General features: G+C 38.6%; 25 protein-coding genes and 1 tRNA gene. 15 read left to right on the top strand and 11 right to left on the bottom strand.

What is annotated here, in order from left to right; genetic code table 11:
* Window positions 1-7 precede the first annotated feature (7 nt).
* The 5 genes from AA0X71_RS22620 (at window position 8) to tsaD (ending at window position 2,912) form a co-directional block, all read left to right on the top strand.
* A tRNA-Asp gene (locus AA0X71_RS22620) sits at window positions 8-84 on the top strand.
* Window positions 85-268: 184 nt separating this feature from the next.
* Window positions 269-724, top strand: coding sequence for a tRNA (adenosine(37)-N6)-threonylcarbamoyltransferase complex ATPase subunit type 1 TsaE (gene tsaE / locus AA0X71_RS22615; RefSeq protein WP_413357524.1), 456 nt, complete (start codon window positions 269-271; stop codon window positions 722-724).
* Window positions 721-1,428, top strand: coding sequence for a tRNA (adenosine(37)-N6)-threonylcarbamoyltransferase complex dimerization subunit type 1 TsaB (gene tsaB / locus AA0X71_RS22610; RefSeq protein ID WP_413357523.1), 708 nt, complete (start codon window positions 721-723; stop codon window positions 1,426-1,428). The genes tsaE and tsaB overlap by 4 nt, the downstream gene beginning before the upstream one ends.
* 12 nt (window positions 1,429-1,440) lie before the next feature.
* A complete protein-coding gene (gene rimI, locus AA0X71_RS22605; protein ID WP_413357522.1) occupies window positions 1,441-1,890 on the top strand; it encodes a ribosomal protein S18-alanine N-acetyltransferase in 450 nt (149 codons plus the stop codon).
* Window positions 1,890-2,912 (top strand): tRNA (adenosine(37)-N6)-threonylcarbamoyltransferase complex transferase subunit TsaD, encoded by a 1,023-nt coding sequence (gene tsaD, locus AA0X71_RS22600; protein ID WP_413357521.1) that lies wholly within the window; start codon window positions 1,890-1,892, stop codon window positions 2,910-2,912. The genes rimI and tsaD overlap by 1 nt, the downstream gene beginning before the upstream one ends.
* 210 nt (window positions 2,913-3,122) lie before the next feature.
* On the opposite strand, the gene AA0X71_RS22595 is transcribed toward tsaD, so the two are convergent.
* Complete coding sequence (locus AA0X71_RS22595; protein ID WP_413357520.1) at window positions 3,123-5,045, bottom strand: ABC-F family ATP-binding cassette domain-containing protein; 1,923 nt, start codon at window positions 5,043-5,045, stop codon at window positions 3,123-3,125.
* 163 nt (window positions 5,046-5,208) lie between these two features.
* On the opposite strand from AA0X71_RS22595, the gene moaC reads away from it, so the two are divergent.
* Window positions 5,209-5,703 (top strand): cyclic pyranopterin monophosphate synthase MoaC, encoded by a 495-nt coding sequence (moaC, locus tag AA0X71_RS22590; protein WP_413357519.1) that lies wholly within the window; start codon window positions 5,209-5,211, stop codon window positions 5,701-5,703.
* A 43-nt stretch (window positions 5,704-5,746) separates the two neighbouring features.
* Window positions 5,747-6,400 (top strand): redox-sensing transcriptional repressor Rex, encoded by a 654-nt coding sequence (locus AA0X71_RS22585; RefSeq protein WP_413357518.1) that lies wholly within the window; start codon window positions 5,747-5,749, stop codon window positions 6,398-6,400.
* A 215-nt stretch (window positions 6,401-6,615) separates the two neighbouring features.
* Here AA0X71_RS22585 and AA0X71_RS22580 read toward each other — a convergent pair whose 3' ends face one another.
* Both AA0X71_RS22580 and AA0X71_RS22575 read right to left on the bottom strand, forming a co-directional pair.
* Complete coding sequence (locus AA0X71_RS22580; protein WP_413357517.1) at window positions 6,616-6,825, bottom strand: YdiK family protein; 210 nt, start codon at window positions 6,823-6,825, stop codon at window positions 6,616-6,618.
* Window positions 6,822-7,559, bottom strand: a complete 738-nt coding sequence (locus tag AA0X71_RS22575) for a CPBP family intramembrane glutamic endopeptidase (protein WP_413357516.1) — start codon at window positions 7,557-7,559, stop codon at window positions 6,822-6,824. The genes AA0X71_RS22580 and AA0X71_RS22575 overlap by 4 nt, the downstream gene beginning before the upstream one ends.
* A 351-nt stretch (window positions 7,560-7,910) precedes the next feature.
* Here AA0X71_RS22575 and groES point away from each other — a divergent pair, with 351 nt between their 5' ends.
* The gene (gene groES / locus AA0X71_RS22570; protein WP_019157043.1) at window positions 7,911-8,198 is read left to right on the top strand and encodes a co-chaperone GroES; all 288 of its coding nucleotides are present in this window, start codon (window positions 7,911-7,913) and stop codon (window positions 8,196-8,198) included.
* 56 nt (window positions 8,199-8,254) lie between these two features.
* Window positions 8,255-9,886 (top strand): chaperonin GroEL, encoded by a 1,632-nt coding sequence (gene groL / locus AA0X71_RS22565; protein ID WP_413357515.1) that lies wholly within the window; start codon window positions 8,255-8,257, stop codon window positions 9,884-9,886.
* 41 nt (window positions 9,887-9,927) lie between these two features.
* Here the strand turns inward: groL and AA0X71_RS22560 are convergent, their stop codons facing one another.
* Both AA0X71_RS22560 and AA0X71_RS22555 read right to left on the bottom strand, forming a co-directional pair.
* Window positions 9,928-11,148, bottom strand: coding sequence for a tyrosine-type recombinase/integrase (locus tag AA0X71_RS22560; protein ID WP_413357514.1), 1,221 nt, complete (start codon window positions 11,146-11,148; stop codon window positions 9,928-9,930).
* A complete protein-coding gene (locus AA0X71_RS22555) occupies window positions 11,149-11,745 on the bottom strand; it encodes a helix-turn-helix domain-containing protein (RefSeq protein ID WP_413357513.1) in 597 nt (198 codons plus the stop codon).
* Window positions 11,746-11,905: 160 nt separating this feature from the next.
* Here AA0X71_RS22555 and AA0X71_RS22550 point away from each other — a divergent pair, with 160 nt between their 5' ends.
* A complete protein-coding gene (locus AA0X71_RS22550) occupies window positions 11,906-12,214 on the top strand; it encodes a helix-turn-helix domain-containing protein (protein ID WP_144546867.1) in 309 nt (102 codons plus the stop codon).
* Between the two features lie 729 nt (window positions 12,215-12,943).
* On the top strand, window positions 12,944-14,791 hold the full coding sequence (locus tag AA0X71_RS22545; protein WP_413357512.1) for a phage/plasmid primase, P4 family: 1,848 nt from the start codon (window positions 12,944-12,946) through the stop codon (window positions 14,789-14,791).
* A 360-nt stretch (window positions 14,792-15,151) separates the two neighbouring features.
* Here AA0X71_RS22545 and AA0X71_RS22540 read toward each other — a convergent pair whose 3' ends face one another.
* Window positions 15,152-15,310: a hypothetical protein gene (locus AA0X71_RS22540; protein WP_413357511.1), complete on the bottom strand. Its 159-nt coding sequence runs from the start codon at window positions 15,308-15,310 to the stop codon at window positions 15,152-15,154.
* Between the two features lie 170 nt (window positions 15,311-15,480).
* Between AA0X71_RS22540 and AA0X71_RS22535 the strand changes: the two genes are divergently transcribed.
* On the top strand, window positions 15,481-16,092 hold the full coding sequence (locus AA0X71_RS22535) for a hypothetical protein (protein WP_413357510.1): 612 nt from the start codon (window positions 15,481-15,483) through the stop codon (window positions 16,090-16,092).
* Window positions 16,070-16,360 carry an HNH endonuclease gene (locus AA0X71_RS22530; protein ID WP_413357509.1) on the top strand — a complete coding sequence of 97 codons (291 nt, stop codon included), beginning with the start codon at window positions 16,070-16,072 and terminating at the stop codon, window positions 16,358-16,360. Before AA0X71_RS22535 ends, AA0X71_RS22530 begins: the two co-directional genes overlap by 23 nt.
* A 247-nt stretch (window positions 16,361-16,607) precedes the next feature.
* Here AA0X71_RS22530 and AA0X71_RS22525 read toward each other — a convergent pair whose 3' ends face one another.
* Entirely contained in the window at window positions 16,608-16,751 is a 144-nt protein-coding gene (locus tag AA0X71_RS22525; RefSeq protein ID WP_413357508.1) for a DUF6431 domain-containing protein, read from the bottom strand.
* Between the two features lie 576 nt (window positions 16,752-17,327).
* Entirely contained in the window at window positions 17,328-17,660 is a 333-nt protein-coding gene (locus AA0X71_RS22520) for an AbrB/MazE/SpoVT family DNA-binding domain-containing protein (RefSeq protein ID WP_413357507.1), read from the bottom strand.
* A gap of 435 nt (window positions 17,661-18,095) precedes the next feature.
* Between AA0X71_RS22520 and AA0X71_RS22515 the strand changes: the two genes are divergently transcribed.
* Together AA0X71_RS22515 and AA0X71_RS22510 are read left to right on the top strand one after the other, a co-directional pair.
* Entirely contained in the window at window positions 18,096-18,380 is a 285-nt protein-coding gene (locus AA0X71_RS22515) for a YesK family protein (protein ID WP_413357506.1), read from the top strand.
* Between the two features lie 147 nt (window positions 18,381-18,527).
* Window positions 18,528-18,809 carry a hypothetical protein gene (locus AA0X71_RS22510; protein ID WP_413357505.1) on the top strand — a complete coding sequence of 94 codons (282 nt, stop codon included), beginning with the start codon at window positions 18,528-18,530 and terminating at the stop codon, window positions 18,807-18,809.
* Between the two features lie 570 nt (window positions 18,810-19,379).
* Here the strand turns inward: AA0X71_RS22510 and AA0X71_RS22505 are convergent.
* The 3 genes from AA0X71_RS22505 to AA0X71_RS22495 all read right to left on the bottom strand — a co-directional run bounded on the left by AA0X71_RS22505 (window position 19,380) and on the right by AA0X71_RS22495 (window position 21,693).
* A complete protein-coding gene (locus AA0X71_RS22505; RefSeq protein ID WP_413357504.1) occupies window positions 19,380-19,619 on the bottom strand; it encodes a hypothetical protein in 240 nt (79 codons plus the stop codon).
* Window positions 19,620-19,758: 139 nt separating this feature from the next.
* Window positions 19,759-20,229 carry a hypothetical protein gene (locus AA0X71_RS22500; protein ID WP_413357503.1) on the bottom strand — a complete coding sequence of 157 codons (471 nt, stop codon included), beginning with the start codon at window positions 20,227-20,229 and terminating at the stop codon, window positions 19,759-19,761.
* Between the two features lie 477 nt (window positions 20,230-20,706).
* Window positions 20,707-21,693, bottom strand: a complete 987-nt coding sequence (locus tag AA0X71_RS22495) for a Gfo/Idh/MocA family protein (protein ID WP_072526549.1) — start codon at window positions 21,691-21,693, stop codon at window positions 20,707-20,709.
* Window positions 21,694-21,908 lie beyond the last annotated feature (215 nt).

Below are 21,908 nucleotides of genomic sequence, written 5' to 3'. Positions count from 1 at the left end.
AAGCATTGGTCCGGTAGTTCAGTTGGTTAGAATGCCTGCCTGTCACGCAGGAGGTCGCGGGTTCGAGTCCCGTCCGGACCGCCATTTATGAGTGTAAACGAAACTTTGTTTCGTTTTTTTTTTATGTCCACATTTTTTGCTCATTCTCCCGTTTTAAGGTAAACTACATATAGTGGTAATGATAGGGCTTCCTTAGGTGCAAAAATCCTAAGGTTTTTTTATATATATTATGGTTCATATTTTAAATAGATTTAGGTGATAAATGAAGATGAGTGAGTATACCATTACTTCGACAACTCCTTCAGAAACGAAGGAGTTGGCAAAACGACTGGCATACCTTTTAAAGCCACAAGATGTGATTACTCTTGAGGGAGATCTAGGGGCTGGAAAGACGACGTTTACGAAGGGACTAGCTGAGGGATTACATATAAAGAAAACGGTCAATAGTCCAACATTCACGATCATTAAAGAATATATTGGGGATCTCCCGCTATACCATATGGATGTTTATCGATTAGAAGATTCTGATGAGGATTTAGGATTTGATGAATATTTTGAAGGAGATGGTGTAACGGTCGTGGAGTGGGCCCATTTAATCGAAGATCAACTCCCGAATGATAGATTAATGATTCGTTTAACCCATGGGGTTGAGGATACGAGATTGATTACGTTAGAGCCAAAGGGTACGCGCTATGAGGAATTATGTAAGGAGTTAGGATTATGAAGGTTTTAGCGATTGATACATCAAATTATCCATTAGGAATTGCCGTTATCGATGAAGAGAAGGTAATCGGTGAATATATCACAAATGTAAAGAAGAACCATTCTATTCGTGTTATGCCAACGATAGAAACATTATTAAAGGATTGCGATCTGACAGCAAATGATCTCACAAAGATTGTGGTAGCTCAAGGACCAGGTTCCTATACAGGTGTTAGAATCGGAGTGACCATTGCTAAGACATTAGCTTGGACATTAAATATCCCCCTTGTTGGAGTGTCTAGCTTAGAAATTCTTGCAGCCTCTGTAGGAAGATACTTTCCAGGAGCTGTGTCCCCGCTATTTGATGGGAGACGTGGACAAATTTATACAGGGCTTTACCAATATGAAAATGGGATTTTAACAACTGTAGAAAAGGATCACATTCTCCAATCCCGAGACTGGGCGGAACTGTTGCGTTCTTTTTCTAAACCCGTCCTTTTTATCGGAAATGACTTACCATTACATCGTGAAGTCATCGAAGAAGTAATGGGGGAGAAGGCGCATTTTGCAGAAATGACTGAGCAGAATCCACGGCCGGCAGAATTAGCCTTTTTAGGAATGAATAAAAGTGGTGTCGATATTCATTCGTTTGTCCCCAATTATGTTCGATTGGCAGAAGCGGAAGCTAAATGGATGGAAGCGAACAAAACAAAGAACTCTAACTAAGGAAGAGAGAGAATGAATAATCAACTAACATTTCGTGAGATGGAAGAAAAAGATATCGATCAAATTATGATTATCGAAAATCAATCCTTTACCACTCCTTGGAGTCGAGAATCATTTGAGAATGAGTTAACGAAAAATCGCTTTGCTCTGTATACGGTTTTAGAAGATGAAGAAGGAGTCTTCGGATATTGTGGAGTATGGATCATTATCGATGAAGCCCACATAACCAATATCGCTTTGTTGCCGAAATATCGAGGAAGAAAACTAGGAGAAGCTCTATTAAAAAAAGTGATGGAAATTGCGAGAGAAAAAGGTGCGAAAACGATGACACTAGAAGTTCGGGTGTCTAATCATATTGCCCAGTCTCTCTATCGAAAGCTTGGATTTCAAAATGGTGGAATTCGAAAAAATTATTACACGGATAACCAAGAAGATGGATTAGTAATGTGGGTGAATTTGTAATGAAAAAAGAACAATATATTATGGGGATTGAGACGAGCTGTGATGAAACAGCTGTCGCGATCATAAAAAATGGACGAGAAATTGTTGCCAATGTCGTTGCTTCACAAATTGAAAGTCATAAACGATTCGGCGGAGTCGTGCCTGAAATTGCCTCAAGGCATCATGTTGAACAATTGACGATCGTTTTAGAAGAGGCATTATCGAAAGCTAATTTAGAATTTAAGGATATCGATGCGATTGCTGTAACAGAAGGTCCTGGACTTGTTGGAGCCCTGTTAATTGGGGTTAATGCAGCGAAGGCTTTAGCATTTGCCCACGGGATTCCGTTAGTACCTGTTCATCACATAGCTGGTCATATATATGCTAACCGAATCGTGACAGAAATGAAGTTTCCTCTTTTATCACTTGTTGTGTCTGGTGGACATACAGAACTTGTGTATATGAAGGAACATGGTCATTTTGAAGTGATCGGGGAAACAAGGGATGACGCGGCAGGGGAAGCCTATGATAAAGTAGCAAGAACATTAAACCTTCCATATCCAGGTGGACCTCATATTGACCGGATGGCACAGGACGGAGAAGCGACGATTCTGTTGCCAAGAGCTTGGTTAGAAGAAGATTCCTATGATTTCAGCTTTAGTGGCTTGAAGTCAGCGGTTATTAACACTGTCCACAATGCAGAGCAACGAGGAGAAACCATTATCCCCGAAAATTTAGCTGCTAGTTTCCAAGAGAGTGTCATTGACGTGTTAGTGACGAAAACATTGAAAGCGACGAAAGAATACAATGTTAGACAAGTGTTATTAGCGGGTGGTGTCGCAGCGAATAAAGGATTACGTACAAGGTTAGAAGAAGTGTTTTCCAGCGAAGAGGCAGAACTAGTGATTCCGCCATTGTATTTATGCACAGACAATGCAGCGATGATTGCTGCTGCAGGGAGTATCTTTTATGATAAGGGACAGCGTGCAGCACTGAATTTAAACGCTAATCCCGGTTTGGATATCACCATCCACAACCAATAATTTGAACCAGGAAAAAATCCTCTCTTAGCAGAGGATTTTTTTGTGGATAATATCTACAATCTTGTTGATAATGTGGATAAATAATCACTTTTTTGTGGATAATGTGGAAAAGTCTGTGGAAAGCATTAATACAAGGATTTGAAATGTGGACAATTTTGTGGAAAAATAAAACCGGGATAGCTCTTCTATCCCGGTACTTCAGTAGGAAAATTATTCTGCTAATTCAGTCCATTCTTCTAAAAGATGTTCTAATTGTTCTTTTGCCTGATCCGTTTCGGTGGTGAGCGTTAGCACTCTTTCATGATCTTGAAAGACCTCAGGCTCGCACAGTAATTGTTCATTTATATCTATCATTTCTTCAAGTTCTTCAATGAGCCTTTCAATCTCTTCTAATCTACGCTTTCGTTGACGTTCAATTTTCTTGGCTTCTTTATCTTGTTGATAATTTGTTTTTTCTGGCTTCTCTTGTTGAGAGGTTGTGGATATCTTTTTTTGCTCAAGTGCTTTTAATTCTTCTAGTTCTAGTTTCTTTTCGACATAATAATCATAGTCCCCAAGAAACTCTGTCGCGGAATTTGGACTAAGCTCGAGGACCTTTGTCGCAATCCGATTAATGAAATAGCGGTCATGGGATACAAATAAAATCGTTCCTGGATAATCGATGAGCGAGTTCTCCAACACTTCTTTACTATCTAAATCAAGATGGTTTGTCGGCTCATCCAAAATTAAGAAATTCGCTTTTTTCATCATCAGTTTGGCTAAAGCAAGTCGAGCCTTCTCGCCACCACTTAAAGTAGAAACGGTCTTTAAGACGTCATCTCCAGAGAAGAGGAAATTGCCTAAAGCTGTACGAATGTCCTTTTCATTCATTAAAGGATAATCATCCCAAAGTTCATTTAAAACCCGTTTATTCGAAGTTAATTCAGCCTGTTCCTGATCGTAATAACCAATCGTAACGTTCGAACCGAAGTGAATATCACCAGAAAGCTGCTTGATTCGACCAATGATCGTTTTTAAAAGCGTCGATTTGCCAATTCCATTCGGTCCAACTAAGGCAATACTATCTCCTCTTGTGAGACGGAAAGAAAGATTTTCACTAATCTTCTCCTCGCCATAACCAATCGTTAAAGAATCTACTTTTAAAACATCGTTCCCGCTTTGTCTTTCGATATCAAAACCGAAGGAAGCCGATTTTTCATCGCCAAGAGGTCTGTCCATCACTTGCATACGATCAAGCTGTTTTCTGCGACTTTGAGCCCTTTTCGTGGTGGAAGCACGCGCTAAATTCCGTTGAATAAAATCCTGGAGCTTGGCGATTTCTTCTTGCTGCTTTTCGAATTGTTTCATTTCTCGTTCGTAGTTTAATGCTTTCTGTTCTAGATATGCACTGTAGTTACCTGTATACCTTGAGATGTTCAGGCGCGAAATTTCATATACTTGATTGACCACTTTGTCCAAAAAGTAGCGGTCATGGGAGACGATAAGAATAGCTCCATCGTAGCCTTGCAAGTAGTTTTCTAGCCAAGAGAGGGTCTCGATATCCAAGTGGTTTGTTGGTTCATCAAGAATTAAAATGTCAGGTTTCGTTAATAGGAGTTTCCCTAAAGCGAGCCTTGTTTTTTGCCCACCGCTTAAACTCGAAATCTTCGTGGAGTAGTCAAACGAGTGAAAGTTCAATCCATGTAAAACAGAACGAATGTCTGACTCATATTGATAGCCACCATTTTCTTTGAAAGAGACTTGAAGCTGATCATATTCTTTTAAGATTCGCTCGTACTCATTCGGATTGTTGAAAACAACTGGATCAGACATTTTCTCTTCCAAGGTTCGTAACGATTTTTCCTGGTTCTTTAAATGTTGAAATACGGTTAGCATCTCGTCCCAAATTGAATATTCCGAATCAAGACCCGTCGTTTGGGCCAAATAACCGATCTCGACTCCCTTTGGTTTAATGATTTCGCCAGAATCGTATGAAAGCTGTCCAGCAATAATCTTAAGGAGAGTCGATTTCCCAGCACCATTTCGTCCGACCAATGCGATTCGATCCCTCGTTTGAACTTCGAGCTTTATATTCGTTAAAATAGGGTCAGCCCCGTATGATTTTGATAATTGATTGACTTGTAATAGTATCATTGCTCTCACCTCTATATGTCTACGAATAGTGTAACGTAGAAGCAAGAGAACGGCAATAAAAGAAGATATTTCCAAAATGGCTAGAAAATTATTTGTGAAAGTGATAACAATATTTTCACAAAGATCACAAAATAGTGTATCATTTGAAGTGAGGTGTTTAATGATGGCTGAATTTACACATTTTAATGAAGAAGGCAGAGCCAAAATGGTTGATGTTAGCGATAAGAAGGAAACCGTCAGGACAGCAATTGCTAACTCCAGTATTATCGTGAATAAAGAGATTTATGAGCAAATTACGCAGCATCAAAATAAAAAAGGGGATGTTCTGGCAGTTGCACAAGTTGCAGGCATTATGGCTTGTAAAAAAACAGCTGACATCATCCCAATGTGTCATCCAATCCCATTAACCGGTGTGAACATATCATTTGAATGGGAATTTGAAGATGAAGATTATAGACTTAAAATTGCCGCATCTGTTAAAACGAAAGGGAACACAGGTGTGGAAATGGAAGCGTTAACAGCGGCATCTGTGTGTGCGTTGACAGTCTACGATATGTGTAAGGCAGTGGACAAAGGCATGATTATCGGTCAAACCTATTTAGTCGCAAAGACTGGTGGGAAAAACGGAGATTTTAAAAGAGAGATAGAGATTAAGTAAGATCTCATTCTTTTTTAGAATATATAAGGGTGGGGGAAATAGGATGAGTAACGATACTGTGAAAATACCTCAAGCTACAGCGAAGAGGCTACCGTTATATTATCGATTTTTGAAAAACTTACATTCTTCAGGCAAGCAAAGGGTGTCCTCTGCTGAATTGAGTGAAGCCGTGAAGGTTGATTCAGCTACGATAAGAAGAGATTTCTCTTACTTTGGTGCATTAGGGAAAAAAGGGTACGGTTATAATGTTAATTACTTACTTACCTTTTTCCGAAAGACACTTGATCAAGATGAGTTAACAAAGGTTGCTTTAATTGGTGTCGGGAACCTTGGGACGGCATTATTGAATTATAATTTTTTAAAAAATAATAATACAAAAATTGCTGTTGGTTTTGACGTTGAGGAAGCAAAGGTTGGTACATCGATCGCAGATGTTCCGATCTATCATATGGACAAGCTAGAAAAGGTCATTAAAGAAATGGGCATTTCGGTTGCGATTTTAACTGTACCAGCACCATTCGCTCAAACGATTACAGATCGACTAGTTGATGCGAATGTGAAAGGTATTCTTAATTTTACACCTGCAAGATTAACCGTACCTGCAACAACAAGAGTTCATCACATTGATTTGGCGGTTGAACTCCAATCATTGGTGTATTTCCTTAAACATTATGGGGTAGATGAAGTAGAGGAATAAAAATAAAGGCATGGACTCTGGTTTAAACCTTGAGCTCATGCCTTTTCCTTAGGCTGCTTTCGTACGAATTGTGATTTTTGCAAAGGTCATAGGTGTCATACTTAATATCACGTCACGCATAAAAAGAGCAGGCTCTTATCTCGTCTTTCGATCAATAATCTGCTGGCTAAGTCATGTAACCAACATTCAAAAGAAACCATGTTAAGAGCCTTTATTTATTTTTTCTCCTTCTGGATTGCTTTTACTTTAAAGTGAAAGAGGATCATACGAATTCCACTTCCGAAATCAAAAGTAGCTAAAATGACGAGTAAATAGGTAAAAAATCCCCATTCATCATTTCGTTGTATATCTTGGATAGCGAAATAGGTAAACAACACCCCAAGAAGAATATATATAATCCCTGAAAACAAAGGTGTTCGTGTCATAGAAAAAGACCTCCAATAAAGCTTTGAATATTTTCTGTTTCTCTTATTATTCGTTCTAGATCCTCTTTAAAAACAGATTGTACGAGGACAACAAAGGTGTTCATCGCTACATGAGCTATAATCGGGACAATAATCCGCTTTGTTTTAATATAAAGAAAAGCAAACGTAAACCCCATAGCGGAATAGAGCAATATATGCTCAATTTCTGCATGTGCTAAGGCAAAGATGACAGAACTGATAATGGCTGATAAGAAAAAGTTTAACCTTTTATAAAGTGAACCGAAAATAATTTTTCGAAAAACGATTTCTTCGAGAATAGGACCAATCACAGAGCTGACGATCACAACAATCGGAAAAGATTCGATGAGAGAGAGAATTTGCTGTGTATTTTCAGAGCCCATTTCTATCCCTAACCAGTTTTCAATATTGGCAGCTAACCCTTGAGCAAATAAAGCAAGAAATACACCAGCGATCGCCCAAAAGACGGAAGCTGATACAGGAGCGGAATTTCGATAGAGGTCCGGTTGCTTCATCTCTTTTCGCAAAAGGATCAAGATTGCTACTAGTGCTGCTGTAAAACTGAAGACGATCCAAATCACGACAGAGTGAATAGCCATTTCTTCTACACTATATCCAAGTAACATGCCACCAAATGTTAAAGCTGGCACCCCTACAAAACTAGAAAGGTGCATCGTAATATAAATGATTAAAATGTACCAGTATTCTTTCTTCAAATTATGATTCCCCTTTTACACCTAACTAATGATGCACTAAAACTATTCTACTAATAAAATCGATAAACGTACAAACAGAAGCCTTAAAATATTTATTATTGGATAATATTGCAAAAGTTGTACATACTTTGAAAGGTTATGTTTTCAAAGGAAAAGATATGAATGTGAGGCAAATCTTAATTAATATTTTGTAAAAAAATCAGTTGAAAAACAGTAAAAATTTTTACAGGAAATTTGCACTTGATGCTTGCAAAAAAAATAAGAATTCATTAATATAATAATTGTGTTAGCACTCAAAGCGTTCGAGTGCTAATAAAATATTACATATTATATTTGAGGAGGTTGTTTCACTTGTTAAAGCCACTAGGTGATCGCATTGTTATTGAGCTTGTTGAAACGGAAGAAAAAACTGCAAGCGGTATCGTTTTACCAGATTCAGCTAAAGAAAAGCCTCAAGAAGGAAAAATTGTAGCTGTTGGTACGGGTCGTGTACTAGACAACGGTGAGCGTGTAGCTCTTGAAGTTTCAGTAGGTGATCGCATTATCTTCTCAAAATACTCTGGAACAGAAGTGAAGTACCAAGGTCAAGAGTATTTAATTTTACGTGAAAATGACATTTTAGCTATCGTAGGCGAATAAGATTTTAAAATTATGACTGTAGGAATATAAACAAAACTTAAGGAGGTTTTTTTCAAATGGCAAAAGACATTAAATTCAGTGAAGATGCTCGCCGTGCGATGCTACGCGGTGTAGACGCTCTTGCAGATGCAGTGAAAGTAACCCTTGGACCTAAAGGTCGTAACGTGGTTCTTGAGAAAAAGTACGGTTCTCCATTAATCACAAATGACGGTGTAACGATTGCAAAAGAAATCGAATTAGAAGATGCTTTTGAAAACATGGGTGCGAAGCTAGTTGCGGAAGTGGCGAGCAAGACAAATGATGTTGCTGGGGACGGAACAACTACAGCAACAGTGCTTGCACAAGCGATGATTCGTGAAGGTTTAAAGAACGTAACAGCTGGTGCTAACCCAATGGTTATCCGTAAAGGAATCGAAAAAGCGGTTGCTACTGCTGTAGAAGAATTAACTGCGATTTCTAAACCAGTAGAAAACAAAGAAGCGATCGCACAGGTTGCTGCTATTTCTTCTGCTGATGAAGAAGTTGGACAATTGATTGCAGAAGCGATGGAGCGTGTAGGAAACGATGGTGTTATCACAATCGAAGAATCTAAAGGATTCACGACAGAGCTTGATGTCGTAGAAGGTATGCAATTCGACCGTGGATATGCATCTCCTTACATGGTAACGGATTCTGACAAAATGGAAGCTGTTCTTGAAAATCCATATGTTTTAATTACTGATAAGAAAATTAGTAACATCCAAGAAATCTTACCAGTGCTTGAGCAAGTCGTTCAACAAGGTAAGCCATTATTATTAATTGCTGAAGATGTTGAAGGAGAAGCTCTTCCAACATTAGTATTGAATAAACTACGTGGTACATTCAATGCAGTAGCAGTTAAGGCTCCAGGATTTGGTGACCGTCGTAAAGCAATGCTTGAAGACATCGCTATCCTAACTGGTGGTTCTGTTATCACTGAAGACCTTGGCTTAGAGCTTAAGTCAGCTACAGTTGAACATCTTGGCCGTGCAGCTAAAGTTGTGGTTACAAAAGAAAACACAACGATCGTGGAAGGTGCTGGAGATTCAGCACAAATCGCTTCACGCGTTGCTCAAATTCGTGCTCAAATGGAAGAAACTTCTTCTGAATTTGACCGTGAAAAGTTACAAGAACGTCTTGCTAAATTAGCTGGAGGAGTTGCCGTTGTTAAAGTCGGTGCTGCTACTGAAACTGAGCTTAAAGAGCGCAAGCTACGCATTGAAGATGCATTAAATTCAACTCGTGCTGCTGTTGAAGAAGGTATCGTTTCTGGTGGTGGAGTTGCATTACTTAATGTATACAATAAAGTTGCTGCTATTCAAGCAGATGGCGACGAGCAAACGGGTGTAAACATCGTCCTTCGTGCTATCGAAGAACCAGTTCGCACAATCGCTGCTAACGCTGGTCTAGAAGGCTCTGTCGTTGTTGAGCGCCTAAAGCATGAAGAAATCGGTATTGGTTTCAACGCTGCAACAAACGAGTGGGTAAACATGATCGAAGCTGGTATCGTGGACCCAACTAAAGTTACGCGTTCTGCACTTCAAAACGCAGGATCTGTTGCTGCTATGTTCTTAACAACAGAAGCAGTCGTTGCTGACAAGCCAGAACCACCAGGAACTGCTCAAATGCCTGACATGAGCGGCATGGGTGGAATGGGCGGCATGATGTAAGAAAGACCTATAATCCCTGATGTATAAGGGTTTATAAGCCTTTAATCTTGTTCGTGTTCATGCTTTTGTTCATGTTTTGAATCAATTAGATTTTTCGAGAGGTCTTTCATTAAGTTACCAAACTTAGTGGAAGCCTCTTTTTTTATGTTCTTTGTCATGTGGGCGTATATATCCATAGTCGTATTAATGTCGCTATGTCCTAAGCGTTCTTGAATTTCTTTTATATGAACGTTTGCTTCAATTAGTAAAGACGTATGTGTATGCCTAAATGAATGTGGTGTAATATCCTTTTTAATCTTGGTTTTCGTAAGTAATCGCTGCAATCTAATAGAAATCGCTTTTATTGTTTTTGGATAGCCTTCATTAGTAGCAAAGATAAAATTATTATCTTGATAAAACGGTTCATTTTCCTTTTTAATTTCATCTTGTTCTTCTTTATGCAATTGCAGCAAGTCAATTACTAATTTATCTATTGTTATGGTACGGTGAGAAGTTTGTGTTTTAGGTGTAAGCAACGTATATTTAGACTTGTTATTAGTTGGATTGTAATACGTTCTATATACCGTTAAAGTTTGGTTATCAAAATCAATATCAGACCATTTTAAAGCAACCATTTCACCTGCTCTTAAACCAGTATAAGCAAGTAATGTGAAAGTAAGTAAATCACCTTCTAAGCCATCATTTTTAGCAATGTTTAGAAATTCCCCTAATTCTTCTTTTTCGAGAAACTTTTGTTTTATGGAGTCACCTTTTTCAAGATCAGCAACAGTTTTCTTTTTCTTCGGCAAAGTAATATCATTTGTAGGTACTTCTTTAATTAGTTTATTTTCTTTTGCATATTCAAACACCATATTGGCGGAAGTGTGGATACTTGAAACATAGTTTGTACTAAATTCATTGGAAAGCTTATCTATTGTATCCTGGTATACCTTTTTGTTTATCTTTTGAATAGCTATTTCCCCAAACTCATTTTTGATATGTTTCAAGGCTATTTTTCTAGCCCTTAAGCTACTTTCTTTTGCTTTCATTGTTTGTAAATAATGCTTTTCCCAGTCATCAGACAAAGCATTAAATGTTATTTTTGATGGCTGGATGTATTCATCATTATGAAATTGCCTTTCAAACAAGGCAGCAGCAAGTTGGGCATCTTTCTTTGTTAAAAAGCCAGACTTACTTACTTGTTTATCTTTTTCAGTTATGGGATCTTTCCCAGCGTAAGCACGATATGCCCATTTCTTGCCACGTTTATAGATGTATGCCATTTAATCACCTTCTTTTTTACGTTTTTCATATCTATTAGAGATATAAGCCTCAATGATTCCATGAATAATTTTTATATCTTCATCACGCAATCTATGAAAAAAAAGTTTGTCTAATATTGACTTATCCCCTGGATTTATATTGTAATCACGACCATAAAAAACCTCATATTCCTTTTGAGTTAGTAACCATTTTAGATCAAAATAGGGTTCCTCAATGGGTTCAGCTTTTAATGTACCTTTTTTTAATTTAAATTTATTTTTGTTAACAGTATCAATTGAATTATTTAATGAATATTCCACATCTCGTATTAAACTAGCTTTGAATTTTCGAAAATCATTCCATAATTCCTTTTCATTTAAACCTTTTATATTGGCATATTCAGTTATTAATTTTTCTTGATAGTTGTTTTTAACAGGACGAATATCTAAATAATACGCAATCGAAAATAATACCTTTTCTGAAGGTAACTTATTCCCATTTTCTACCTGACTGAGATAACTAGCAGTAACACCTATAACATTTTCCAATTCATTCAGGGTCATGTCTTTAATTTTTCTTTGTTCTTTAATCAATTTACTTATAAAAGGATACTTCATGGATTTTCCACACCTTCTTTTTTATTTATATAATATCATATTTAGAGAACATGTACCAATTGAAAGAACATTGACAAATATTTTAGTACATGTTTTAATAAAAGTACATGTTATAAAGAAGGCTTCTAAACATACGCATGTACAAATGGAGGGGAGTAGAATGCTCAATGTTCAAATTGATGAAGAGACAGTAAATACCATGCTTGAAAAAGCAATTAATGAAAAAGTGAAGGAATTAGCTTCACTAAAATATTTCATGACCTATCAAGAATTAGCCGAGTATCTAAACATCAGTAAGCCAGTAATTGAGGACAGACTTATCAAAAACGGCTTACGTTATTACAAGGTGGGGAGTAAGTATCTGTTTAAAAAGGAGGAAGTTGATCAATTCCTGGATGATATGACAGCCAGCATGACAGCTACAAACAATGATTTAAAATTCTTTACAAAGTTACAAGCGAGGATATAAGTAATGGACCCTACTGGATTTAAGGAATGGTTTTGTTTAGCTATGGGGTAGTGTCAAAGATGAGCTTGCGGAAGAAGCTCCAATAATGCAGAAGGGCTAAGCATAAACAAGGAGTGGTGGCACAAAGTAGACCTGTCACTCTAAGTAGTAACAGATAATAGGGCGAACTATCTTTCCGTAAGTGAAGGCTTGTTTCGCCCCATATTATGATCCAAGCAACAAGGTTATGAAGAAAATAATAATGGCTGTCAGAAAAGAAATCCCAGATTTGTCTAAAGAGGTTTTTTGTGACTTGTAAAGCAGCCTAAATACTTGGCTGCTTAAACAATGGAAATATCAAAAATGTAAGTAAACGACAAGCAATTTCTGTGGATGCGCGTTTTGATATAGCACATCATCAACTCTCACATGCGTTCCGTACAATGTTGCAAGGGCTGGTTGTAAAACCTAATGGAAAACCAACCCTCATACCAGATAGAGACGTGCGACCTGAGTCCTACGTAATCGTTTACCAAGAGCCTTGGCGGACTTTGCAGACGTCATGCACGCAGTGCGATGAATCCATCGAAAAAAAAGGGAAAAAAAATAGCCCACGATGCGATATTCGCTCCGGAACTATTATGATACTTGTAAATTTTAACGACACCGACACCGCAAATGTCGGAACTGCTTTGCTTCTATGTTACACGAAAGTCAGCACCAAACAATAATACGAGAGGTGTGTCTTGCATGAGCGATAAAAACATAGCTACTATAGATTATTTTACCATAAATTTCGAGGAAATCAACAGAAAGTTCTTATCACAGGAAGACTTTGAGGATAATGAACTAATCACAATAGATTGCGTCGGTTCAGGCGGCAACGGTGGAAATAACGATGATGGGACGACAACAGGTGCCGACGATGACGATAACCAGTCTGAGAATCGTGCACATGTACCTGACGACATTTTCGTCCCTAAGTATCTAGCAGACTATCTAAATAATTTGGTTCTACCGAATCAAATCGAAAATAAGTTTTTGATAAAAGTCGGTGAGGATGCACTTAAAAAGAAGATAGCTGACGTGGAACAAGACAACATGTCTGTTAAAGGTAATCGGTTAAAACAACGTTTACCAACTAAACTAGAATTCGATGAAGTAGCGGTTATCATGATGTCTATCTTCACGTTTAGAAGCATTCAAATGACGGAACGAGTAGAGGATACCCTTCTTGCGGTATATGACCACAACAAAAACTCTGCAAAGAGAGGGACCTATAATCCGAACAGCGGATACTTTTACGAAATGATGGAGCGGCTTGCTCCGAATTTCACGCGACACGAAATGGACGAAGTACTTCACAAAATCGAACGTTCCATCTCAACAGTTGAACAAACAAAAGAGCGTCATTTGTTCGCTGTAAAAAATGGAATCTATAACCGACAAACAAGACAGTTAATGCCGTTTGATTCGAAGTATGTGTATCTCACAAAGATACCGGTGGACTATAAATTGAACCCAATGAATCCTGTGTTGACAGCTCCAGATGGCTACAAATGGGATGTAGAGTCTTGGATTCGAGACATCACAGACAACGACGCGGATACCACTACATTGATATGGCAAGTCATTGCGGACTGTCTGCAACCGAATTATTCACGTCACAAGAGTATATGGTTCTACTCTGAAAAAGGAAATAACGGGAAAGGGACTGTTGGTCAACTGATCAAGAACTTACTCGGTAAAGGAAACTACTCGTCTTTGTCTGTGACTGACTTCAACCATGAGTTCTTGAAAGAAACGTTGCTTGGTGTCGCCGCGAACATCGCGGATGAGAATGACGTTTCGGTATTCATCGACTCCGTCAAAGATTACAAGGCGTCTGTGACAGGTGATGACATCAACATCAACAGAAAATACCAAAAGCCATTACGTATCCAGTTTAACGGTACGAACATTCAGATGATGAACGGTCTACCGAAGACAAAAGATAAGACAGAGTCATTCTACCGACGCATTATTCTTGTTCCGTTTATGAAATCATTCACAAATAATGGTGAACGTGAATACATCAAGAGCGATTATATTAATAGAAAAGAAGTATTGGAATATGTGTTGCACAAAGCATTGGATATGGATTTTGACGAGTATATTGTTCCACAACGCTCTGCTGAGGTACTTGATAGTTACCGTGAGAAGAACAATCCAGTGCTTGAATTCTGGAATGAATACAAAGAGCAATTCGTTTGGGATTTGCTACCAACTCAGTTCTTGTATGATTTGTTTGTGAAATGGCATGAGAGAAACAACCCAAGTGGCAAAGTCATGTCGAAACGTACATTCACGGATGACTTACTTGCTGTTGTTCAAGCTCAGGGCGACCCGTGGGTTAATAAAACAGGGCAAAATAAAAAGATTCAATCAAAAGGAAAGATGGACGACGACGAGCCACTTATCACAGAGTTTGGACTAGATAGACATGATAGGAGTGGAAAGGCAACACCGTGGATGTGCCCAGACTACAATGGGGATAATAGCTCGAAGAAACGTGAGTTCCCTAGAATGAAAGAATATAGAGGACTTCTTCGTGCATGAGTCACAGGTTAAAATTGACTCCTTTTTGAAGGAGAAACTAGGAGTGTGACTCTTTTTTTAGGAGTGTGACTCCTTTTTTGGGAGTGAATCACAGAAACAAAGGAGTATTAATACGAACAATAATCGTTCATTTTGAATCTCACTCCTTTTTAAGGAGCGTCACTCCTTCGAAACTCCTTATTTTTTGAGCAAAAAGGAGTGAATAAAATGAGGAGTATCAAGGCCTTGACGATCGTCACTCCTTCACTCCTTCTTTTTTAAAGAAAAAATAAAAGTAAATAAACAAGGATTATAGTTAAATATATAAATAGTTCTTATTTCGAGAAGGAGTCAAGGAGTCAATCTCACCTTTTAGTGTGACTATGTACCTTTTGTAACAGCAACACCGCTTGATTTCGTGTGACCAATCGCCATAACTAACACGTCGATCCAGTCAAGCGTGACTACAGGGAAAGATAATCTATATGATGAGAGATAACGATTATTATTCCGTTCCGTAGCAAGAGTATTACAAATCATCGAGGACTACCGAGTGAATACGGAGAACCTGAAAGAGATGTCGCAGGAGATGAAATAATAGTTACTATTTACAGGGCTTCCCCTTTTGGTTATAGAATACATATTTTTTACAAATGGTGTAAAACATAAGGTTGTATAAAAATTGATTAGTAAATAGGGGGTAAGTAGGTATGCAGCAGACTGCAAAGTGTAAAATAAAGGGGATTAGACCTTTATTAATAAATTGTTTCTCAAATGACACTATTTCATTAGAAAGGAAGGTGAGAACGGGAGTAGCGGGGAATGACCCGGAAGAATGGAAGAAGAGCTACACCGCAACCAAGGACGGGCAGCTTTATGTGGAGCCATCGTATATTTTCGGGTGCCTACGTGCAGCTTCCTTTCATACCAAAAGTGGAAAGGGTTCCATCCAGGCTAAGTTCTCCGCAACTTTACAAGTCTTGACAGAAAAAATTCTTTTCAATCGGTACATACCAAAGTTGAATGAATTTCTTGAGTGTTCTCAGGAAGATCCTGTTTACCTGGATGTTCGTTCAGTTAAAAATCCGGGGACAAAGGGTCGTAATGTCCGTTACAGGGTAGCGATGTCAACTGGATGGGAAACGGAATTTGAACTTCAATGGGATAATACTATCATTTCCAGCGGACAAGTGGAACAGGTCCTTCTGGATGCAGGTTCCCTAATAGGATTAGCTGACGGAAGGTCTATTGGATTTGGACGGTTTGAAGTCGTTTCTCTTGAAGTTTTGGAGACGAAAAATGCCAAGACAGCGTCCGCCTAAAGAAGTTTGGCACGAAAATATCCGGCCAATGGTCTTCTACCGTGATGGCCAGCGCTGTACCCGATGTGGGGAGCCGGTTACATTAAAGACCTGTCACATTGATCACAAAATTAGTGGAAAACTGGGATCAAACAGCACTAAAAATTTACGTACTTTATGTCGGGTATGCCATACGCTCCGTGCCGATTTAAGGCACGGAGGGATGAAGGGAAACGCTTTGAATCAGGGTATTATTGGTCCTGGCTGGCGCGAGCAGGCCTGGGAATAATTCAACGTGGAGGCTGGGCGGGTAGTTGAATTACATGGAATCCGGTATGGTGCGGTATGGTTAGGTAAGGTTTGGTCTGGTAAGGTACGGTACGGTTTGGTTCGGTGAGGTGAGGCTGGGTTAAAAGGTAACTGTTAACAAGCAGTCGCCTTTTTATCTATCCTTACAAATTGATTTGAAATTAGAATATAATGTTTAATTACGTTACTCACCAAACCTTAAAAGGCTCTAGAGACACCAGAACAGCCTACGGAGCACCTGCAACACCATCCTCTACTATCATAAGCACAGATGTGAGGGAATTCTGGTAATGGGGGATGATGAAATCAGGAAGTATAGAGAATGCCTTCTTACAGCTCCTACATTTAAGCCTGCATATCACATTTTCCATTCGTCCCCAGTTTCGGCAATGATGACATTCCTTTCAAAGAATCCATGTCGGTGTAGAAGCCCCTTTGATCCACAGTCTGGGCATTCAAGAATGACCGGAAAGTCATTCTCTTTTCCTCTTTCTTTATAGGTGCTGATACTGACGTTAAAATCATGGATGATACACATAAAAAAATCTCTCCGGCAAAATGTGCAAAATAATAGCCACATTATAACAGAAGAATAGATTTTGTCTGCCGGAAAAACATGAAAAAAACACCCGTTTTTTTGAGGGAATAAAGTGAGTGTTTACACGATTTCTCTTGGTGCATTCTTGTACTTTGAACTTTCTTACTTCCTATTAGCACTTTTCACTTGGTCAGTTATTACATACCCTTTAATATCAAATGTTCGGTTAGTTCTACTTCGAATGGCTAATCCTCATTTAGAGAACGAATGTGGCAAACGATAGCCAGTTCGATTGCTTGATTAAATCATTCTGGGCTTCAAACAAGAGAAGGGCGATGAAGGCTTGTTCAACCCCTGATGGTGGGATGAATTCCAAAAAGCCGAGTTCACTTTTTTTGGTCAGTTAGACTCAAATCAATTCCTTCCCTTCTGGTACACCAAAGTCAAAATCCAGGTGCGGATTTGTTTTTCCTTTCGTTTGTGCTAATAAATGGTCCAGCGTTGGTTTGGTTTGGACAGGTCTGATAACAATTTCGTCGGCTAAGAGTTCCAGCTCGATCTGAGAACCGTGTCTTAGGCCAAGATTCTTTGCGAATTGGCTGGGGATACGAACTGCTAAACTGTTTCCCCATTTTTTAACTGTGACCATGTGTTTCCCCCCTTTTTGGTTGTCTGCATGTCTTTTCGTCTCGGTTTTTGTGCTTTCTTGCCTATTCGTATGAAGTTCTTCACCTTTGGGCATCATTTTATCACCTCATTGTTGATATCTATATTGTATCTACTATATGTTTATCATTTTTTTTAAATCATGCGCAACTTTTGACAAAATGTACGAAAACCAAGTAAATTTCATGCCAGTACTGGCATCTTCTCCTCGGATTTTTGCTTTGCCTCACTCTCCGGGCAATGATAGGGACGCATTTTTTAGTTGGATATGTCGTATCTGCTCTGCTCTTAATTGGATGTATTGACGGTTTTCGAGAATCTTACAGCGATAATAAAGTTTTTAAATTCTTATGCTACCATAGGGGCGGTTTAGCTCAAGAAGGAGATTTTTGCAGACAAAAAATAAAATTAAAATTATCTGGTATTTACCATCTGTTTCCTTTAGTGTAGAATTACACTATGTAATATATGGAAGATAATCATCGTATTTACTTTAAAGGGGTGGATATAAATGATGCTATTAGTACCTTTCCTGACCGCTATCATACCTGGAATTATAATATTGTGGCTAACGTGGTGGTTCACTAAAAAGGGTTTTCCCTTATATGGAAGGTTGTTACCTGGATCCCTAGCATTAATAGCTTCTGTTGTTCTCTTTTATGTTGGTTTTGTCAGTATTAGAGGATTTGAAGGTGGGGTATATGGCATTCTGAGTATTATTTTGTTTATTTTTTCTGTTTTATCTTTTATTTTTGTAAAATGGGATACCAGGGATGCTGGTAAGATGGACTTATAAACAATTCGCTTTATAACAAGCCGTATTAAGCCATAATGGAGTTCACGTTTTTATACTTTTAATCTGGTTGCCGTCAACACGGATTCTTTTACATCTATAGATGCAGGATAGTGAAATATTGTGAAAAGATTTTAGGGGGTGTTTACGGTGAAAACAAATAGTATATGGTCAATTGTCTTTATTGTATTGGGATTACTTTCTTTCGGGCTTAACTGGATAATAGAAGGTTATTTTGAACTGATTGCCCTTATAGGAACTATTTTTTTATTTTTAGGAGTTGTATTTAGTTTTATTGCTATCCTTAATAAGGAAAAAGGTAGTATGAAATTTATTTCACTAACTACTTTTTTTATTATACTTTTTTTAATTACGTGGTTTGAACCATTTCAAATCATCCGTATAATGACTTGGCTTAAGAATATTACTTAACGAATGGGTGCTTCAAATGCCGATGTAGGAAAGGCTAGCTACCAGTTAGATCAGCGGTACAGCGAGGTGCCGAAAATTAAAACACCACTAGAAGGGAAAGCGGTTGACTCGGGCTGTCGTCTATCGCTATTATCATAAAGTTTACCCTTTGTGGTTTACAAAATCACACATCGTGATATAGTTTTAGTATGGAGTTGTTACACAAAGAATGGTTCTAGCCAACGAACCCAAAAGCTGACGTCCATCAGCCGAACTTGAGTTTACTAGATCATTTACGTTTTTCGTATGTGCTGGAACCACATACAAAACAGCAGAACGTCACGGCTTGAATTAGAAGTTCTGTGAACCCTAATGCAAGTCCAACGCGAAGCGAAAGAAAAAGCCCCCGTAGTCGTCCAACTACGGGGTTTTTTTTTTGTGCTGTATTCCTGGTGTCATGGGTTGAGCCATCGTTCCATACCCTGTCATGCAAGTCCATACGAGAAAGCGGCTCCGGGTTGTCCAGGCCCGGTAAAGATGCTGCATAAAATCGATGAATTTCTATATGATAAGGTCAAGCGGTTGGTTTTGTTAAGGTTTTAACCGAGCGCCTATGTCGGCCAGTCCACTTGCTGCCAAGATGTCGGCAATAAGTTTCAGGTCCACGCCCGCCAGGGAGAGCAAGATGACACCCAGGATAAGGACGATTGCGAAAATCGACCATTTCAGCTCCTTGAGTATCAATGCTTGTCCTTCCTTGCGGGTTTTATAGGCGTTAGCCCTTTTGAGGGGGCATTGGTTGGTGTTGAGTTTGGAGTTGTTAGGTGCCAACCACCCTCACCTCTTTCCTATATTGAGGATAAAAGGACAGGTTCACTTCTCGTAACATTATTATAACAAATCCAGCTTCACCTATAAGGCATTTTAGGGGAAAAAGTGTTCGACAAAGTCGAACCCCGGAAATCCGGAATTACTTGCCGGCATTCGCCTGCAGATAGATCTGGGTCATACGGAAAACGTCTCGTTCATTCCAGTTTTCCTTCATTTGTGCGTTCATACGAGTTACCTCAAGCAAAAATTTATAGAAGTAAAACTCCTGCGGGAAGAAAAAGAAGCGTTCTGCATGTTCAGCGTAAAACACATACCCTCTGAATTCTGTATCCCCTCGTTCCATCCTCGCTTTGGTCCGTTTGTTGCCGTCGGCGCAAATAAATGCGTCTTTGAGGCCAAACATGCGGACAAAATAAGGCAATCTCTCATCCTCTAATTTTTCCTTGATAAAAGGAGTTTCGGGGTCAATGCGCAACTCGGACCCCGGGATGATTTCGATGGGAACCCCCAGCTCCCCTTTTAAGTGGTTCATGGCTGGCACATCAAAGTGAAAGGTGAAGGTTCCAAAACCGGTGATAAAAGCATATTGGAAGACTTCATAATCTTCCAAACCGAGTTCCGGGTGCTGTGAAACAAGATCAATCACCGGATTGGAGTAAGGATTCTTCTGGATGTGGGGTACGACCGAGGTACTTGTAAAAAAGGGTCATAGCATGGATTTTTTTTACATTTACAACCCTTTTTACTCTGTAGGGTAGGGTGGGGTCAGAAAAGTGCGGTTGTTGGTAGGATCCTAATAGGGGTAGTGTCATTGTCGCTACTCCTATTAAGGAATACTTAAACTAAATCACAAATTAAAGAAGAAACACATCTTAAAAAATGAGCATTGAACCTTTGCATAATAAGCAAAAGTCCTTTAAAATTTGTTAGCCGGGTAGAAAATGCTATAATGCTCTTATAAAAAAGAATGGATGCAAAATAGTTTAGGTAAGTTCTAAAACGATTTCTTTTATTCTTCGACAAACAGGCCAGATTCGTAATTTCTCAAGAGAATAATACAAGTCGCTGTAGGGGTTTTTGTGTTTTTTCACTTATGATCACTTTGATATACAAGACCTATTTCATCTCTCACTTTATCCAACACTTGTATCGTGGTGTATGAATTTTTATATGAGTTAGTATCAGACTCTGTTTTTCCTCGGTTGATTAATTCAATAAATTCTTTCACTTCGTAATACATAGCTGGATGAGATTGGTCGACTGTTAATTGTTCAACCGTGCCGTCAGTGTAGTGAATTTCTACTTTTTCAGCCGTATGAATCTTATCAATCATGATACTTCCTTTTTCGCCTTGAATTTCGCTTGGTAAATAAGAGTTCGTTATTTTGGAATACATCACAATCGCATCTTTATCATCATATTTTAAGATGACGCTACCTTCACCATCCACACCCGAATCAAGCATAATGCCTGTTGCCTTCACTTCTTTTGGTTCACCAAATAATGTAATAAGTGGATACAAACAATAGACACCAAGGTCCATTAATGAACCGTTCGCAAACTCTGGATTGAAGGCATTAAGGACAATTCCTTCTTTGTATTTATCATAACGAGATGAATACTGACAATAGCTTGCAAAGTATCTACGGATAGGACCAATTTTATGTAAATTATCTTGAATGACCTTGAAGTTTGGAAGTAATGTTGATTTCATTGCTTCCATTAATAGGGCGTTATGATCTTTTGCGGCTTGAATCATCCTCGCTACTTCGGTTGCATTAACAGCCAGTGGCTTTTCACATAACACATGTTTGCCATTTTGCAAAAATAAAATAGCTTGTTCTGCGTGATATGAATTGGGAGTAGCAATGTACACCGCGTCAATTTCTTGACTAACTGCCATTTCTTTTAGGTTTGTAAATATTTTTGTTACTCCATATTTACTTGCAAATTCTTCTGCTCTACTAATCGTGCGAGAATAAACAGCAGTTAGTTTAAAATCTTCTACATCATTTGCTGCTTCAAGTAATCTTTCTGTAATCCAATTAGTACCGATTACGCCGAATCGAACCATTTATTCAACCTCATTCCTTTGTTTTATAAAACGAAGAGTTTTGTTTACTACACTTATGAAGCGTTTTTCATCGCCAATAGGATTTTATTTTCCCATAAAAAAACTTATATAGACATGGGGCCTACCAGTGAAATATTGGTGATAACCCAAATAGGGCTCATACTGTGAGTGATGGCTAAATTCTTGGCTGTGCCCCACCCAATAATGATCTCTGA

The organism is Robertmurraya phoenicis (assembly GCF_047302285.1).
GTDB lineage: Bacteria > Bacillota > Bacilli > Bacillales > Cytobacillaceae > Robertmurraya.
The sequence above is the reverse complement of the archived record's forward strand: the minus strand, read 5'-3'. Positions and strand labels throughout refer to the sequence as shown.

Bases quoted from the DNA above. Each gene is read 5' to 3' on its own strand.
- tsaE (WP_413357524.1), top strand. From the start codon at position 269: ATGAGTGAGTATACCATTACTTCGACAACTCCTTCAGAAACGAAGGAG.
- tsaB (WP_413357523.1), top strand. From the start codon at position 721: ATGAAGGTTTTAGCGATTGATACATCAAATTATCCATTAGGAATTGCC.
- rimI (WP_413357522.1), top strand. From the start codon at position 1,441: ATGAATAATCAACTAACATTTCGTGAGATGGAAGAAAAAGATATCGAT.
- tsaD (WP_413357521.1), top strand. From the start codon at position 1,890: ATGAAAAAAGAACAATATATTATGGGGATTGAGACGAGCTGTGATGAA.
- AA0X71_RS22595 (WP_413357520.1), bottom strand. From the start codon at position 5,045: ATGATACTATTACAAGTCAATCAATTATCAAAATCATACGGGGCTGAC.
- moaC (WP_413357519.1), top strand. From the start codon at position 5,209: ATGGCTGAATTTACACATTTTAATGAAGAAGGCAGAGCCAAAATGGTT.
- AA0X71_RS22585 (WP_413357518.1), top strand. From the start codon at position 5,747: ATGAGTAACGATACTGTGAAAATACCTCAAGCTACAGCGAAGAGGCTA.
- AA0X71_RS22580 (WP_413357517.1), bottom strand. From the start codon at position 6,825: ATGACACGAACACCTTTGTTTTCAGGGATTATATATATTCTTCTTGGG.
- groL (WP_413357515.1), top strand. From the start codon at position 8,255: ATGGCAAAAGACATTAAATTCAGTGAAGATGCTCGCCGTGCGATGCTA.
- AA0X71_RS22560 (WP_413357514.1), bottom strand. From the start codon at position 11,148: ATGGCATACATCTATAAACGTGGCAAGAAATGGGCATATCGTGCTTAC.
- AA0X71_RS22555 (WP_413357513.1), bottom strand. From the start codon at position 11,745: ATGAAGTATCCTTTTATAAGTAAATTGATTAAAGAACAAAGAAAAATT.
- AA0X71_RS22550 (WP_144546867.1), top strand. From the start codon at position 11,906: ATGCTCAATGTTCAAATTGATGAAGAGACAGTAAATACCATGCTTGAA.
- AA0X71_RS22545 (WP_413357512.1), top strand. From the start codon at position 12,944: ATGAGCGATAAAAACATAGCTACTATAGATTATTTTACCATAAATTTC.
- AA0X71_RS22540 (WP_413357511.1), bottom strand. From the start codon at position 15,310: ATGATTTGTAATACTCTTGCTACGGAACGGAATAATAATCGTTATCTC.
- AA0X71_RS22535 (WP_413357510.1), top strand. From the start codon at position 15,481: ATGCAGCAGACTGCAAAGTGTAAAATAAAGGGGATTAGACCTTTATTA.
- AA0X71_RS22530 (WP_413357509.1), top strand. From the start codon at position 16,070: ATGCCAAGACAGCGTCCGCCTAAAGAAGTTTGGCACGAAAATATCCGG.
- AA0X71_RS22525 (WP_413357508.1), bottom strand. From the start codon at position 16,751: ATGGAAAATGTGATATGCAGGCTTAAATGTAGGAGCTGTAAGAAGGCA.
- AA0X71_RS22520 (WP_413357507.1), bottom strand. From the start codon at position 17,660: ATGCCCAAAGGTGAAGAACTTCATACGAATAGGCAAGAAAGCACAAAA.
- AA0X71_RS22515 (WP_413357506.1), top strand. From the start codon at position 18,096: ATGATGCTATTAGTACCTTTCCTGACCGCTATCATACCTGGAATTATA.
- AA0X71_RS22495 (WP_072526549.1), bottom strand. From the start codon at position 21,693: ATGGTTCGATTCGGCGTAATCGGTACTAATTGGATTACAGAAAGATTA.